Source organism: Runella sp. SP2, assembly GCF_003711225.1.
In the GTDB taxonomy this organism is placed as follows: domain Bacteria; phylum Bacteroidota; class Bacteroidia; order Cytophagales; family Spirosomataceae; genus Runella.
In genome coordinates, this window is sequence record NZ_CP031030.1 from 2,064,658 (window position 1) to 2,079,567 (window position 14,910).

The following is a 14,910-nucleotide window of genomic DNA, read 5'->3' on the forward strand; positions in this document are numbered from 1 at the left end:
CTGCAAAAAGTTCGGTATTACAACAAGCTTACACCCGTCATTTCGGCTGGTTGAGCAACGCCCAAAAGTGCTAAAATGGTTGGTGCGATGTCAGCTAACTTGCCATCTTTCGGTTGCCCAGTGTATTCGTTGCCTACAAAAATGCAAGGAACAAGGTTGGTACTATGGGCGGTGTTTGGTGTTCCATCGTCGTTTCTCATGTAATCAGAGTTGCCGTGGTCAGCAATAATGATGGAAGTATAACCGTGCGCCAGACCTGCAGTGGCAACGGCTTCGGTGCATTGGTCAACCGTTTCACAGGCTTTGATAACGGCCTCAAAAACACCCGTGTGGCCTACCATGTCAGGGTTGGCAAAGTTGAGACAAATAAAATCAGCAGTTTCTGCTTCGATTTCAGGAAGAATGGCATTACGAATGTCGAAAGCGGCCATTTCTGGTTTCAAGTCGTAGGTTTTTACATCTTTAGGCGAAGGGCATAAAAGTCGTTTTTCGCCTTCAAATGGCACTTCGCGGCCTCCTGAGAAGAAGAAAGTAACGTGCGGGTATTTCTCAGTTTCTGCAATGCGGATTTGGGTTTTACCTGCTCCTTCAAGCACTTCTCCTAGGGTATTTTTAAGGTTGTCTTTGTCATAAATCACTTTCACCCCAACAAACGCATCGTCGTAGTTGGTCATGGTGAGGTAATACAAGTCTAATTTCGTTGTTCCTTGTTCGGGGAAATCTTGTTGGGTAAGCATTTCGGTGATTTCGCGTCCACGGTCGGTGCGGAAATTGAAACACAACACGACGTCGCCCTCGGCAATGGTCGCTACAGGAGCACCTGCTTCGTCCACAACCACGATGGGTTCAATAAACTCGTCGGTTACACCTGCTGCGTAAGAAGCCTCAATTGCGGATACAATTTGACTATCTACAACCGATTGACCCACGCCATTGACCATCACATTATAGGCTTTTGCCACGCGTTCCCAACGTTTGTCGCGGTCCATGGCGTAGAATCGCCCCGTTACACTGGCAATTTTACCCGTTGTGGTTGCCAATGAAGCCTGCAAATCGGTCAAAAATCCTGCGCCGCTTTTAGGGTCACAGTCGCGCCCATCAGTAAAAGCATGAACATATACGTCATTAAGTCCTGCTTCTTGTGCGGCTTTGCAAAGCCCTTTGACGTGGTTGATGTGAGAGTGAACCCCACCATCGGACACCAGACCGATGAAGTGAACTTTCTTTTGATTGTCTTTGGCGTATTCAAAAGCTTCAACGAGTGTTGGTTCTTGGGCGATAGAGCCTGATTCGACCGCTAAGTTGATTTTCACCAGGTCTTGATACACAATACGACCTGCGCCAAGGTTAGTATGACCCACCTCCGAATTTCCCATTTGTCCGTCAGGAAGCCCAACGGCTAATCCGCTTGCTTCGAGTTTGCTGTGAGGGTATTGTTGAAGGATTCGGTCGTAAAAAGGCGTGTTTGCGGCGATGATGGCAGAGCGGTTTTCTTCGCCATTTTTAGCGATACCCCAACCATCCATGATGATAAGAATTACTTTTTGACTCATTGTGGGTTTTATTTTTTATACTAAATTATGTTCCTTTATTAAGTATTCCAAGAAATGTTCACCGCACCGACTTACGATTTGAAAAACATCTTCAAAGGCTGACATGTCATCGTAGTAAGGGTCTGGTACATTGGGAGAATCGGCTTGGTCGTCAAAATCGCGGTAAAGAAGCACGCGCCCTTCTTCGGGATAAAAACCCGTGGAGCGATAGCTTTGGGTTTGGATGTTTTCAAGGTTGGATTCATCCATAGCAACGATGTAGTCAAAGTTGGCAAAATCGTCGCTAGAAAGTTTTCGGGCGTGATGGGTGAGGGTAATGCCATAATCGGCCGCGACGCGGCGAGAGCGACGGTCGGGGGGGGCACCAATATGATAACCATGCGTACCAGCAGAATCGCAAGAAATGCTATCTGATAGCCCTTTTTGAGCAACGAGCTCTCGAAAAGTGCCTTCTGCAAGGGGAGATCGGCAGATATTGCCGAGGCAGACGAAGAGTACTTGAAGTTTCACGAATGTTGAAAATGGGCCAATTTGAAAATGAAAATTAGCACACCTCGTCATTTTCAACTGACCAAATGAACGAATTATTTTTCAAACGGTTCCCCATTTTTATCTACCAACACAAACACCTCCTCACTGTCTTTTTTCATGAAATACTTTTCACGGGCATATTTCTCCAGGAGTTTGTCGGTACCAAGGGTGGATGCTTGTTCTTTTTTGAGCAGCACGATTTGTTCTTCATAGTATTCTTTCTGAGACTTCAATTCTTGAAGTTCCCACCAGTTCCCAATTTGGTCAGGAATACTATTCAGTTCAAAAAACATCAACCAGATAAGCAAACCTAGTGCACTTGCTTTGTAGAAATCTTTGAGAAATCGGAAACGTTGGAGGAACTGCATAAGTGTAGAAGATAAAAAGTGACACCTGTTTGATGCAGAAAGAGAATGTCGAGTGCCGACGGAGTTACCCGTACGATGCAGAATGTCGATTAATTATTTTTATTCGACATTCTGCATTTGACACTCGATACTAATTAGAATTTCTTTCCAGGGAAGTAAGCCGTTTCTCCCAACTCCTCTTCGATACGAAGCAATTGGTTGTATTTAGCCATACGGTCTGAACGAGAAGCTGAACCAGTTTTGATTTGGCCAGTGTTCAATGCCACTGCCAAGTCAGCGATGGTCGAATCTTCAGTTTCACCTGAGCGGTGGCTCATGATGTTTTTATAGCTATTGCGTTTTGCCAAACTAACAGTGTCGATAGTTTCAGTCAATGAACCGATTTGGTTCACCTTAATCAAAACGGCATTACCAACTCCTTGCTCAATACCCATTTCAAGGCGTTTCACGTTGGTTACGAAAAGGTCATCACCCACGAGTTGGCATTTAGAACCAATCGCATCTGTGTGCAATTTCCAACCAGCCCAATCGTCTTCGGCCATCCCGTCTTCGATTGAAATGATAGGGTATTTGTTAACCCATTCTGTCCAGAAATCAGCCATTTGAGCAGAAGTCAACTCTTCTTTGCTTGATTTCTTGAAGACATAGCGTTGTTTTTCTTCGTTCCAAAGCTCAGAAACCGCCGCATCCATGGCGATTGAAATATCTTCACCTGGGCGGTATCCTGCTTTTTCGATAGCTACAAGGATAGTTTCGAGGGCTTCAACGTTTGATTGGATGTTAGGGGCAAAACCACCTTCATCACCTACGTTTGTTGAATATCCTTTTGATTTCAATACCCCTTTCAACGCGTGGAAAACTTCAGTACCCATGCGGAGTGCTTGAGAGAACGAAGTAGCGTTGGTAGGCATTACCATAAACTCTTGGAAATCAATCGCGTTGTCGGCGTGAGCACCACCATTCATGATGTTCATCATTGGCACAGGTAGTGTATTTGCATTTACTCCACCTACGTAACGGAACAATGAAAGACCTGCTTCTTGCGCTGCGGCTTTGGCAATAGCCAAAGAAACGCCCAAAATAGCATTTGCGCCCAACTTGCCTTTGTTGGCAGTGCCGTCGAGCTCAATCATGATTTTGTCAATCAGATTTTGATCATATACAGAAAGTCCCAAAAGTTCAGGATAGATGATTTCGTTTACGTTCTGAACGGCTTTCAATACACCTTTTCCGAGATATACGCTCTTGTCATCATCACGTAGTTCGACTGCTTCGTGAATACCTGTAGAGGCGCCAGATGGCACGGCTGCACGGCCGAGGAAGCCGTTTTCGGTGCGAACATCTACTTCTACTGTTGGATTACCGCGAGAGTCAAGGATTTGACGGGCGTGTACCGATTGGATTGTACTCATCTTTGTTAGGTAGGTTTTGTTAATAATAAAACGTTGCCTGTTAAATAGTTTAGCATACAAAGTAACGCAAAAAAAGCGTGAGGGAAAAAGAATCAGTACTATAAATGAATTTTAAGCGTGATTTTATTGGTGGAAGTAGGTGCTTGACCAATGATTTATGCTGATTTTTGTACTTTGCCAAGAGCTTGTTGTTTTAAGCAAATAATATTTCAAAATAATGAAAAATATGTATTGATTGTATGGTGAAAGTTTATATATTTGGTATAATAGTTGGTTAATGAAATAATTTATTAATAGATTTTAATCAGCTAAGCATTTGATTACACATTCACAACACACACATTATTAGTTAATTCATGAAGAAAATTTTACTAAGCCTTGGCTTGGCATGGGTGGTATTGCTATCTGTGGAAGCCCGACCAAAGGAAAATTGGTCAAAAGGAGAAATCAAGCTCACGACGGGCGAACGAATGAAGGGGGAACTGTTGTATGCTCCCGAAGTTGAGGTCGTATCAATAAAACTTGATGATGGTCGCCACCGCGCCTACGGAAGCCGACAGCTGGAGTCTTTTTCATTTTGGGATAATAAAAAACAGCAGACCCGTCATTTTGTTAAAAGCCATTTGCCGCACAGTGGGCGTGAAGTGCTTTTTGAAAATATAGCAGACGGGGCTTTGAAAATTCAACGTTTCCTCAAGCCTTATTCACGAAAACGGCTTCTTACTTTTACTTCAACTACGATTGATGAAGCTCCTGAAACAGCCCATGAACATGGTCGTTATCAGTATTATGTTCAAGATGGGGAGCAATTGATGACCATAGAGCACTTTTTGCGAAGAAGGTTCTCGACATCAACAAAAAGGTGGCAAAAAGAATTGGAAGAATATCGTTATTATAACAACCTAGATAACGGGATTGCGAGTTGGCTCAAGGTACTTTTATACTATAACGTATTGGAAGCGGATCATAATCCAAAGGAATACGAAGGCAGGCCATCTGTTGGGGCGTCTTTTATTTTGATGGGCAACTTGAATTAGAAGTTGCCCATTTTCTCTAGGCTTTCAGACGCTCAATGGCTTGCCAAATGCGTTCGGCAGGCATACAAAGTGAAACCCGAATGTAGCGTTGGCCTTTAGGACCAAAAATAAACCCAGGGGCGATGAAAATATGTTTTTGGTATAATAAATCGTCCACAAGTTGTTCTGCCGAGGCAACTTCATCAGGGAGTTTTGCCCACAGAAACATCCCTTCTTGGGTCGAATCGAAAGTACAGTTTAGGGTTTTTAAGAAGGTTTTGGCAGCATCTAATCGACTGTGATACACGGCATTTTGGGCGGCGTGCCATTCTTCCGAATTTTGAAGTGCGGCCACGGCGGCTTGTTGAATGCCTAAAAACATGCCAGAATCCACGTTACTTTTTATTGTAAGTACAGCGTCCACGTATTCTTTAGCCCCTGTTAACCAGCCTATTCGCCAGCCCGCCATGTTGTGAGATTTTGACATGGAGTTGAGCTCAATGGCCACCTCTTTTGCTCCTTCAATTGAAAGCAGGCTAATGGGAGGTTTCTGGTTGAGTATCAGGCTGTAAGGATTGTCGTGGCATAATAAAATGCCATGCTCTTTGGCAAAGCGAACGGCATTTTCAAAAAGCTCGCGCGTGGCAGGGGCACCCGTAGGCATGTGTGGATAATTGAGCCACAAAATTTTTGTTTTCGAGCTTACAATGCCTTTCATCGCTTCCCAATCGGGCTGCCATTGGTTATTTTCTTGAAGGGGATATTCAATGACCGTTGCCCCCACCATTTCGCTTACAGCACGATAGGCAGGATAGCCAAGTTCGGGAACAAGCACTTCGTCACCTTCGTCTAAAAAGGTCAAACTGATGTGCGTTATGCCTTCTTTTGAACCAATTAAGGGCAAGATTTCGTGTTCGGGGTCAAGCTGTACGCCATACACACGCTCATACCATTTTGATATACCTTGACGAAGAGCAGGAATGCCTTTATACGATTGATAACCGTGGGTATTGGTAAGTGAAGCCGTATTCTTTAATGCTTCAATGGTTGCTTCTGAGGGAGCTTGGTCAGGATTTCCAATCCCCATATTGATGACATCATGTCCTGCGGCAAGTAGCTTTCGAACCTCGGCGAGCTTCACCGAGAAGTAGTATTCCTGCGCTTGAGTGGCGCGTTTTGCAAGAGAAATAACCATGGATGGGTGCAACGTTGCGTCGAAATATTTCAACAACGTCGTTTATTTTACAATACAACGAAAGGTTTTGGACTAAAACAGAGAACAAAGATAATCAAAGCTAACCAACCTACGACTTTTCTGGAGTTACTTAACGGAGCAATGTCGTCCGTTGAGGGATGATACACGCCTAAAACACGACCAATCAAGAACCCGAACGCTAAAAATCCTGAGTAACCTTCTACGGTTGGAAACAGTAGAGAAAGCCCGAGTTGAATCGTGACCGTTAATAGGGCTAACATCCACTTAGTGAGCGCATTATTTTCGTCGATTCGGCTATAACATAATTGGAGGAAAATAATGTAAATCCCCAGTGAGGCGAGTTGTTCCCAAAATAAATTGGCGTTAGCAATCGCGAATTCATCGGCGCGATACATGCCAAGACCTGCGTAAGTAATAAAGACAAAAAACAAAATGGGAGAAACAACTCGGTAGTTTTTGTTGCCAATAAGCCCGTACAACACATGTCCTCCGTCAAGTTGTCCAATGGGAATAAGGTTGAGCGAAGTGAAAAATAGTGCCAAATAACCCGCCAAAAGCAGCGGATAGTGCATGATTTCTTGGGGTGGAGGAAGGCGAGTTGGATCGGCGACGTAGGTCTTAAAAAAAGTAAAAAGCAGATTATCGCCCAATAAGATATTTCCAGCTTGGTTTTTGGTATAGACCACGCGTGCAAAGCCCATCCCGTATTTTTGGTACTCAGGGTGAATTTTGAAAATATAATCAAGGGTAGGAAGGGTGGCAAAGCCATACCAAAGAACGCCGACGGCAACCACAAACCCCGCAAGTGGCCCTGCTATCCCAATATCAAAGTATTTTTCGCGCGAGCGAATAAATTCTTTGATACGAATAAATGCCCCAAGGGTACCGATGGTTTGTCCAATTCCAAGCCAAAGCGGAATGTAATAGGGGAGGGTCACTTTGACTTTGTGGTATTTGGCCGCAAAATAATGTCCGAACTCGTGAACGGTCAAAATCCCCAAGAAAGGAATCGAAAATCGGAAACCTTGCCAAAAATGTTCCCAGCCTAATGGATTTTCAATCTGGTAAAATGGAAGGTCAAAAGGTCGCCCAAACATCCATTCGGCGCCTGCTAAGGACGTACTTATGATGGTGAGTACAAACAGTAGGAGCTGGAGGAGTAGGGTGCGGGTAGAGTTCACTTAAAAATCTTTTAGGTATTCGGTAATCGAGGTTGGTTTTTGAACGTGGATGGTCTGAATACCAACTTCGCCTGCGGCTCTGATGTTATCGGCATTGTCGTCCAAAAACAAAGACTCATGCGGTAAAATTCCAGCTTCTGTTAATACACCGTGGTAAATGTCATGGTGAGGTTTCATCACACCCATTTCGTACGAAAGAAAAAGCTTTTCAAACAACGCATCTAATTTTGGGATGCCAGTCGTACGGTGAAGAATGCGATTGACTTCCTCAACGTGAATTGAACTAGTATTGCTCAGTAGAAAAAGCCGATACCCTTTTTGGGCTAAAGCGACGATTGTTTCAACCCGTTGGGGAGGAATATCGAGTAAGAGTGAATTCCAAGCTTCGTCGATTTGGTCGTCTGTCCATTCAGGATGGGCAAGGAGCTCACGAATGTAGTTTCTAAAATCAGGGGCAGATAACTGCCCCGTCTCAAACTTCTTAAAAACCTCATTGTGCTGAATAAGCCGTTGAACATCTTCCAGTGGAAGCTGACTCAGCTCCGCAAAAGACTGTGCTGCACGTGGAACGTCAATGTTGATGATGACGTCACCGAGGTCAAAAATGATGTTTTTTATTGCTTTCATTCCGTAAAGACCCCCATCGAACAGAACTTGTCAATCCGCTGATTGATTCGTTCTTCGGGCGTTAGCTTTTGGAGTTCATTAATACTGCCTAAAATGACATTTTTCAGGATATTCGCCATGGCTTGATGGTCTAAGTGTGCACCACCGAGTGGTTCTTCTACAATTCCATCAATCAATCTTGCCATTGTCATATCCGAAGCCGTTAAGCGGAGAGCTTCGGCTGCTTGTTCTTTAAAATTCCAGCTACGCCAAAGAATAGATGAACAAGATTCTGGCGAAATTACTGAGTACCAAGTGTTTTCGAGCATGAGAACACGGTCGCCAATGGCAATTCCTAACGCTCCACCTGAGGCACCTTCACCGATGATAATACAGATGACGGGTACTTTAAGCATAAACATTTCTTTCAAGTTGCGCGCAATGGCTTCACCTTGACCACGTTCTTCTGCTTCTAAGCCAGGAAAGGCGCCTGGGGTATCAATAAGTGCAACGATGGGTTTGTTGAACTTTTCGGCTAATTTCATCAAGCGAAGGGCTTTGCGATAGCCTTCTGGGTTAGCCATCCCAAAGTTGCGGTGTTGGCGTTGCTTGGTATTACGGCCTTTTTGCTGACCAATGATGAGCATACTTTGACCATCAATGTTACAAAATCCACCGACCATGGCAGGATCGTCGCGTACGGTACGGTCACCGTGAAGTTCGATAAACTCCTCACACATTAGTTCGATATAATCGAGGGTATAAGGGCGGTCAGGGTGGCGAGAAAGCTGTACCCGTTGCCATCTAGTGAGGTTTTGAGCCGTATCTTTCCGTAATTGTATAATGCTGTCTTCGAGTCTAATAACAGCTTCCGAAACGTCAACTTGTGTTGTATCGGCGAGTTTTTTTAACTCGGCAAGCTTGGATTCTAGCTCTGCCACAGGTTTTTCAAAATCTAAATAAGTTGGCATAAAGTTGGTTGCTTACAATTCAAAAGTTTGTCCCTTTGTAGGGATCTCGATATTTTCGTAACCGACTGATTGTAAAGTGTTTTTAAAGTGGTCCATACTTGGCTTTTCCCCGTGGACAAGGAAGATTTTTTTTAACTCGGCAGGTGCCTGTTGCTGAACAAACGTCAGAAGGTCTTCTTTGTCTCCGTGGCCGCTAAATACGTCAATTTTTTCGATATTGGCCAATACTTGCTCGTCTTTCCCTCGAATGCGTAGTGTCGTTTGGCCATTGAGAAGCCTCCATCCGAGTGTTCCTTCGGCACAATAACCAATGAGTAAAATGGTACAGTAAGGGTTGCTAATGTTCTGAGCCACATGGTATTCGACGCGTCCACCCTGCACCATTCCAGAGGAAGAAATGATGATACAAGGCTCTACATGGTTTGAAATAGCACGGCTGGCGTCTGTACTTTCGAGGTAGATTAAATTTTCAAAGTCAAACAAGGATTCATTCTCTTCATTAAACTCACGGGCCTCGCGGTTTAGCATCCGAACGTTCCGCTGATAGACCCGCGAGCTTTCAAAAGCAAGTGGACTGTCGGCAAAAACCTTAATGGGAGGAAGTTGCTGATTATTATATAATTTATTCAAAGTATATAATAATGCTTGGGTTCGGCCCACGCTAAAAGACGGAATAATAAGCCGCCCTGGAATGTCAACGCAGGTACGTTTGATAACATCTGCCAAAGCCAAATCAGGCGAAATTCCTTTTTCATGCAAACGATTTCCGTAAGTTGTTTCACATACCAAGAAATCAACTGGGGGCAAAGTGGCGGGGTCAATAAGTAGTGGATAGCCTTTACGGCCCACATCACCCGAAAATCCAATGGTTTTTTTCTGCCCGTTTTCCCAAACTTCAACTACGATATGTGCTGCACCTAATAAATGCCCCGCAGGGATAAAAGTAATGATGACATTGTCGGATACCCTAAAACGGCGATTGAATGCAAGTGGAACAAAGTTTTCGAGTGCTTGACGTACTTGTTTTTCGAGGTATAAATCTTTAGGAAGCTCTTTTTTTTTGCCTTTTTTTCGTTTACGTTGCGAATCCGCACTGTTCAATTCATTGATTCGCTTCTGATTCAGCATTGCTGCATCTTTGAGCAATATACTGGTTAGAGCAAAAGTAGAATCAGTACATAGTACTTGTCCTTCGTATCCATCTCGATACAAGTTTGGGATATTTCCAGAGTGATCAATATGGGCGTGAGTCAGTAATACTACGTTAATTGACGGAGCTTCAAAAGGGAAAAGTGCATTTGGAAATGGGGATGGGGTATCGTTGAGCGCGCGTCTTCGGTCGCCGCTTTCAAAATCAGAACCACAGTCAATCAAAATACGGTAATCGTTTTCCAATTCTAGGAGGTACATGCTACCAGTAACCTGTTGTGAAGCCCCCCAAAAAGTTAATTTCATATGAAGTCAGTTATTCCTCTTATGTACTCAATGCGGAACAAGAGGATAGTTCGTTACGTTTCCTTCAACGGTTTAAACACAATAGTGTGAATAAGCGATTGAAGAAGGGTTTCTGCAAAAGTATCAAAAACAGCTTAAAAAAACATTATTCTGCTAACGGAATAGGGCGGGCGATTCGTTCCTCTAAGGAGATAAATGTTTCGGTTCGTTGAATACCACCTACTTTTTGAATTTTATCGTGAAGAACTTGCCGCAGATGTTCAGTATCACGACAAACGATTTTAGCAAAAATGCTGTAAATACCCGTAGTGTAATGAATGTTAACTACTTCTGGAATACGTTCTAGCTCAATGGCTACTTCTTCATAGAGCGAGCTTTTATCTAAATATATACCTAAAAAAGCGCTAATATCCCAGCCTAATTTAGTTTGATCAACCAATAATTGTGCCCCTTTTACAATTCCAAGCTGTTCAAGTTTTTTCATTCGCACATGAACTGTCCCTCCTGAAACATGAACCCGTTTGCCAATTTCGGTGTAAGCTAGGTGTGCATCTTCTAAAAGAAGCGCTAAAATTTTTAAGTCAGTTGCGTCAATTTTATCAATTTCTAAATTTCGTTCCATGATGAAGTGGTAAAATTAGATTTCATTCAACAAAAGTGCTGTTTTGTTGAATGAAATCAAAATTTTTAAAAATATTTATGGAAAATTTGCAACAAAAAATAATATCCATTAGTTTTGCATTGTCAATTAATCAAAAAAGCACTTGGCAACAAGTAAATTAGTTGACTTTAGTTCTTTATACTGTAGGATGATGAAACTTGGCAGCCATGCCCTCCTGTCTCGGGGGTGGTGAGTTCAGGATAAACACGATATAATGCCGGCACTCTAGTCGACTGGGGTAGACCACCAAACTTTGTATCGCGGCTAACTGCACCGTGGGCGGTTCGAATCCCCCTCCTACAGCATTCATGTGAATGGTAAAACAATTACCATCACAACCCTAAGGATAGCTTGTTTAAATGATTCATTTCAACAAGTTATCCTTTTAAAATATAAAATGAAGTGTCCAATTGACACTTATTTAAAAGAAAAACTATTTGGTTTTTAGTTTGTTGATGAAGTGTAATTGCGACACGCAGGCTCAGCTTTGAGGCCTGTGTGTTTTTTTTGTGCCTATACCTAGTTATTCTCAAAAGAATGGTTTATTTGCCAACTTTTCGATTTTTAACTTGACATATGTTACTTCTCACTGTTTTTACTTCTGACGCCGTCGTTCTTGGCTTACTTTTTATCATTTTGGCAGGTGTTTTTTATACGGCTAATTTAAAACACCCACTTTGGACAAAGTTTTACGCAATTTTTCCTCCCTTACTTCTTTGTTATTTTATCCCAGGAGTTTTAAACTCTTTTAAAATCATTTCAGGAGAGGAGTCCAAACTCTATTCAGTGGTTTCCCAATATTTTTTACCAGCGTGTTTGGTTTATTTTACGCTTGGGATGGACTTTAAAGCGGTAGTACGTTTAGGGCCGAAAGCACTTCTTGTGTTTTTGGCAGGAACGTTGGGGGTGATGCTTGGTGGTCCAATAGCAGTAGCGATTGTTAAAACGTTTGCTCCTGAGGTGGTTGGCGGCTCAGGCTCTGATGCTGTTTGGAGGGGGCTATCTACCATTGCGGGAAGTTGGATTGGGGGAGGGGCAAATCAAACTGCGTTAAAAGAAGTTTTTCAACCAAGTGATCGTCTTTTTTCGCAAGTGATTGCAGTAGATGTCATTGTGGCGGAAATTTGGATGGCGGTACTAATTTACGGTGCAGGAAAAGCTGCTAAAATTGATTATTATTTTAAAGCAGATGCTACTGCTATTGATGAATTAAAAACAAAGCTTGAACTAGAACACAAAATATCTCAGAGAATTCCAACACTAAATGATTTGATGATGATTGCCGCGGTTGGTTTTGGCGCTACGGCCTTTGCTCATTTTGTGGCAGACTTGGTTGCTCCTTGTCTCAAACTTAATTATCCTTCTCTTGAAAGGTTTAGCTTAACTTCGTCGTTTTTCTGGGTTGTTTCGGTCGTTACATTTTTGGGTATTTTACTCTCTTTTACCCGATTGCGCCAACTTGAATTTGCGGGAGCTTCAAAAATTGGTAGTTTATTCCTCTATGTACTTGTGGCAACCATTGGGATGAAAATGGATATTTTTGCCGTGGCCGAAAACCCTGGATTATTTCTCGTAGGGATTCTATGGATGACCATACATGTAATGGTTACCTTGTTGGTTGCTAAATGGTTAAGAGCACCTTTTTTCTTTACAGCAGTGGGTTCGCAAGCCAATGTAGGAGGTGCTGCTTCGGCACCAGTTGTTGCCGCGGCTTTCCATCCTTCGCTGGCATCTGTCGGTGTGTTACTGGCAATATTGGGGTATGCGCTAGGAACGTATGGGGGGTATTTGACTGGATTGATGATGCAATGGGTAGCAGAATAAATTAGCGTTCGAGCAAAATAGCCCCTCTGAACTCGGAAATTGACTCACTATTTTGAATCTTGTATTGTAAAAGGTAAACATAGGAGCCATTGGGAGCAGCAGCATCTTTAAATGTCCCGTCCCATTGGGGATCTTTACTTTGTTCAAAATAGACAGGATGTCCCCAGCGGTTATAAACTGTAAGGCTAACGATTTCACCCCCCACCATGATGGCTTTGAAAGAATCATTGACGCCGTCAGCGTTTGGAGTAAAGATATCTGGAACATAGAATCGGGGGTTACATGGCCCTGAAACGGTAATGGTTCGAAGTAGAGAACAGCCAAATTGATTGGTTACTTTCACTCGATAAATACCGTCGGGTTGTGCTTGTATCGACCTCGTTGTCTCTCCTGAATCCCATAAATAGGTTAAATCACTATCGTCGTTTTCAGCGGCGAAAAGCGGTTTTTCATTACATGTAGTTACTTCTCTAGCGATATTAGGTAATGGATGGTTCCTCACAATGATAGTGTCGCGGCCAGCACAAGGCCCTTGTGTCGCTGTTAAAATATATTGACCACTTTGTGATACTCTTGTTTCGATACCTGTGCTTCCGTTCGACCAACTGTAGTTGATGCTCCCACCCGAAGCATTTACGTTGGGACGTAAGGTGACAGCCTCACCTTCACAAGTAATTTTGTCAAGCCCTAAATCAACTTGTGGAGTTGGCAATACGGTAATGGTTTTGCTTGTAACACATCCGCCACCCAGCGTACTTACCTTTACAGTGTATGTTCCAGGTTGGAAAATAGTTACTTGAGGGTTGGTGGTATTGGAAGATGCCCAAAAATACGAATAAGTATTAGTTCCTAGTGCTCCTGCATCCAAAACCATTGAAGGAGATGAAAAACAAAGGGTTTCATTTGGTTTTAATTCAGGTGGTTTACCAACGACAACGGTGGTAGAAAATGATTTAGAACAAGCACCATTAGAAACGGTTAGTGCATAAGTTCCTGTTTTTGCCACGTTGATTTTTGAGGTAGTCTCTCCTGTCGTCCATTTGTAAGAAACAGGGAGATTATTGGGGGTAATAGTTGGAGATAGCTCTACGATATTTCCTTCACAGAATTCGTTGGTTGGATTAAAAGTGACTTGAGGTAAGCCGATTACACTCAAATTCAAGGTTCGACTACTATCGCAGCCTAGGGCTGTTTTAAAGTTATCTTTATAAGTTCCGCTGGACGAATACCCCTCATAGATTTCGCCTTGACAAATGGTTTTATTAATAGTAGCGTCTTGTACTTTGGGGGGGACATTAACAACTTTTAGGGCGATTGAAGTACAACGATTAGCGTCTGTTGCGGTTACGGAGTAAACCCCGCTCTCCTCGAATGTATTGGTTGCATTCGTGGGATTTTTTCCGCCAGACCATCTATAAGAAGTGCCGCCACTCGCGGTTAAAACAGTACTTCCACATGATTTTGAGTCTTCGGTTATTTTAACAGGAAAGATAGGAGGTTGAAGCCCCCAAGTGATATTTGTGTAATTCTCGGGTGTATCTGAGAAAATGGTTAAACAGGTAAAAGTGCCAGGAAATAATAATATGGCATAACCTTCTTCCCCAGTGATTGAATAACTACTGACATTTTTGATTCCAGGGCCATTGAAACCGACGACAAAAGGCTCAGAAAAGCGAAGTGTCACGGGGCTATAAACAAAACTGCCTAGGGAAGAAATGAGTAATAGAGGGTTTGTGACTGGTTCAGAAAAACACATGGTTGTTTGTCCCCCTGTACCAGCAACCCACTCTGTTTTGGGAACAGTTGTATTTGGAATGGCCGCAACCCCGCTATAACTGCTAAAATTCTCAAACCCATATATTTTATCCGTAGAACCAAACTCGTAATTGGCGCTCATGGTAACATTTACAGGGCGGCCGTTGACTTGGATAGTGCCAGTGGCTTCTCTTCCTTTAAAGTTACTCCACGTTGCCCAAGAGTAGTCTTGTTTACACTGGGAGAAACAGTGCAAATGAATAAAATACGTAAAAAATAAAACTAGTGTAAATTTCCAACACATCTTCAAACGGTTCATAATCAGCACAATTCAGAAAGGAATTAATTACGACTAGCCATA

At 42.9% G+C, this 14,910-nt stretch carries 13 protein-coding genes; 2 read left to right on the forward strand and 11 right to left on the reverse strand.

Features of this window, described 5'->3' with window-relative positions:
* Positions 1–17: 17 nt before the first annotated feature.
* The 4 genes from gpmI to eno form a co-directional block, all read right to left on the reverse strand.
* Positions 18–1,553, reverse strand: a complete 1,536-nt coding sequence (gpmI, locus tag DTQ70_RS08635) for a 2,3-bisphosphoglycerate-independent phosphoglycerate mutase (protein WP_122930444.1) — start codon at positions 1,551–1,553, stop codon at positions 18–20.
* 15 nt (positions 1,554–1,568) lie between these two features.
* Positions 1,569–2,063, reverse strand: coding sequence for a low molecular weight protein-tyrosine-phosphatase (locus DTQ70_RS08640; RefSeq protein WP_229600096.1), 495 nt, complete (start codon positions 2,061–2,063; stop codon positions 1,569–1,571).
* A 74-nt stretch (positions 2,064–2,137) separates the two neighbouring features.
* Entirely contained in the window at positions 2,138–2,452 is a 315-nt protein-coding gene (locus DTQ70_RS08645) for a septum formation initiator family protein (protein ID WP_122930446.1), read from the reverse strand.
* Positions 2,453–2,586: 134 nt separating this feature from the next.
* Positions 2,587–3,864, reverse strand: coding sequence for a phosphopyruvate hydratase (gene eno, locus DTQ70_RS08650; protein WP_122930447.1), 1,278 nt, complete (start codon positions 3,862–3,864; stop codon positions 2,587–2,589).
* A 356-nt stretch (positions 3,865–4,220) separates the two neighbouring features.
* Here eno and DTQ70_RS08655 point away from each other — a divergent pair, with 356 nt between their 5' ends.
* A complete protein-coding gene (locus DTQ70_RS08655) occupies positions 4,221–4,901 on the forward strand; it encodes a hypothetical protein (RefSeq protein WP_122930448.1) in 681 nt (226 codons plus the stop codon).
* Positions 4,902–4,917: 16 nt separating this feature from the next.
* On the opposite strand, the gene DTQ70_RS08660 is transcribed toward DTQ70_RS08655, so the two are convergent.
* The 6 genes from DTQ70_RS08660 to DTQ70_RS08685 all read right to left on the reverse strand — a co-directional run bounded on the left by DTQ70_RS08660 (position 4,918) and on the right by DTQ70_RS08685 (position 10,931).
* A complete protein-coding gene (locus tag DTQ70_RS08660) occupies positions 4,918–6,075 on the reverse strand; it encodes a pyridoxal phosphate-dependent aminotransferase (protein WP_122930449.1) in 1,158 nt (385 codons plus the stop codon).
* Between the two features lie 47 nt (positions 6,076–6,122).
* Positions 6,123–7,277, reverse strand: a complete 1,155-nt coding sequence (locus tag DTQ70_RS08665) for a site-2 protease family protein (protein WP_122930450.1) — start codon at positions 7,275–7,277, stop codon at positions 6,123–6,125.
* Positions 7,278–7,904, reverse strand: a complete 627-nt coding sequence (locus DTQ70_RS08670; protein ID WP_122930451.1) for an HAD family phosphatase — start codon at positions 7,902–7,904, stop codon at positions 7,278–7,280.
* Positions 7,901–8,854: an acetyl-CoA carboxylase carboxyltransferase subunit alpha gene (locus tag DTQ70_RS08675; RefSeq protein WP_122930452.1), complete on the reverse strand. Its 954-nt coding sequence runs from the start codon at positions 8,852–8,854 to the stop codon at positions 7,901–7,903. The genes DTQ70_RS08670 and DTQ70_RS08675 overlap by 4 nt, the downstream gene beginning before the upstream one ends.
* A 12-nt stretch (positions 8,855–8,866) precedes the next feature.
* Positions 8,867–10,309, reverse strand: a complete 1,443-nt coding sequence (locus DTQ70_RS08680) for an MBL fold metallo-hydrolase RNA specificity domain-containing protein (RefSeq protein ID WP_122930453.1) — start codon at positions 10,307–10,309, stop codon at positions 8,867–8,869.
* 145 nt (positions 10,310–10,454) lie between these two features.
* Entirely contained in the window at positions 10,455–10,931 is a 477-nt protein-coding gene (locus DTQ70_RS08685; RefSeq protein WP_028522858.1) for an Lrp/AsnC ligand binding domain-containing protein, read from the reverse strand.
* A 615-nt stretch (positions 10,932–11,546) separates the two neighbouring features.
* On the opposite strand from DTQ70_RS08685, the gene DTQ70_RS08690 reads away from it, so the two are divergent.
* Entirely contained in the window at positions 11,547–12,794 is a 1,248-nt protein-coding gene (locus tag DTQ70_RS08690) for a DUF819 domain-containing protein (RefSeq protein ID WP_122930454.1), read from the forward strand.
* Between the two features lies 1 nt (position 12,795).
* On the opposite strand, the gene DTQ70_RS08695 is transcribed toward DTQ70_RS08690, so the two are convergent.
* Positions 12,796–14,691: a gliding motility-associated C-terminal domain-containing protein gene (locus DTQ70_RS08695; protein WP_164489932.1), complete on the reverse strand. Its 1,896-nt coding sequence runs from the start codon at positions 14,689–14,691 to the stop codon at positions 12,796–12,798.
* Between the last annotated feature and the right edge of the window lie 219 nt (positions 14,692–14,910).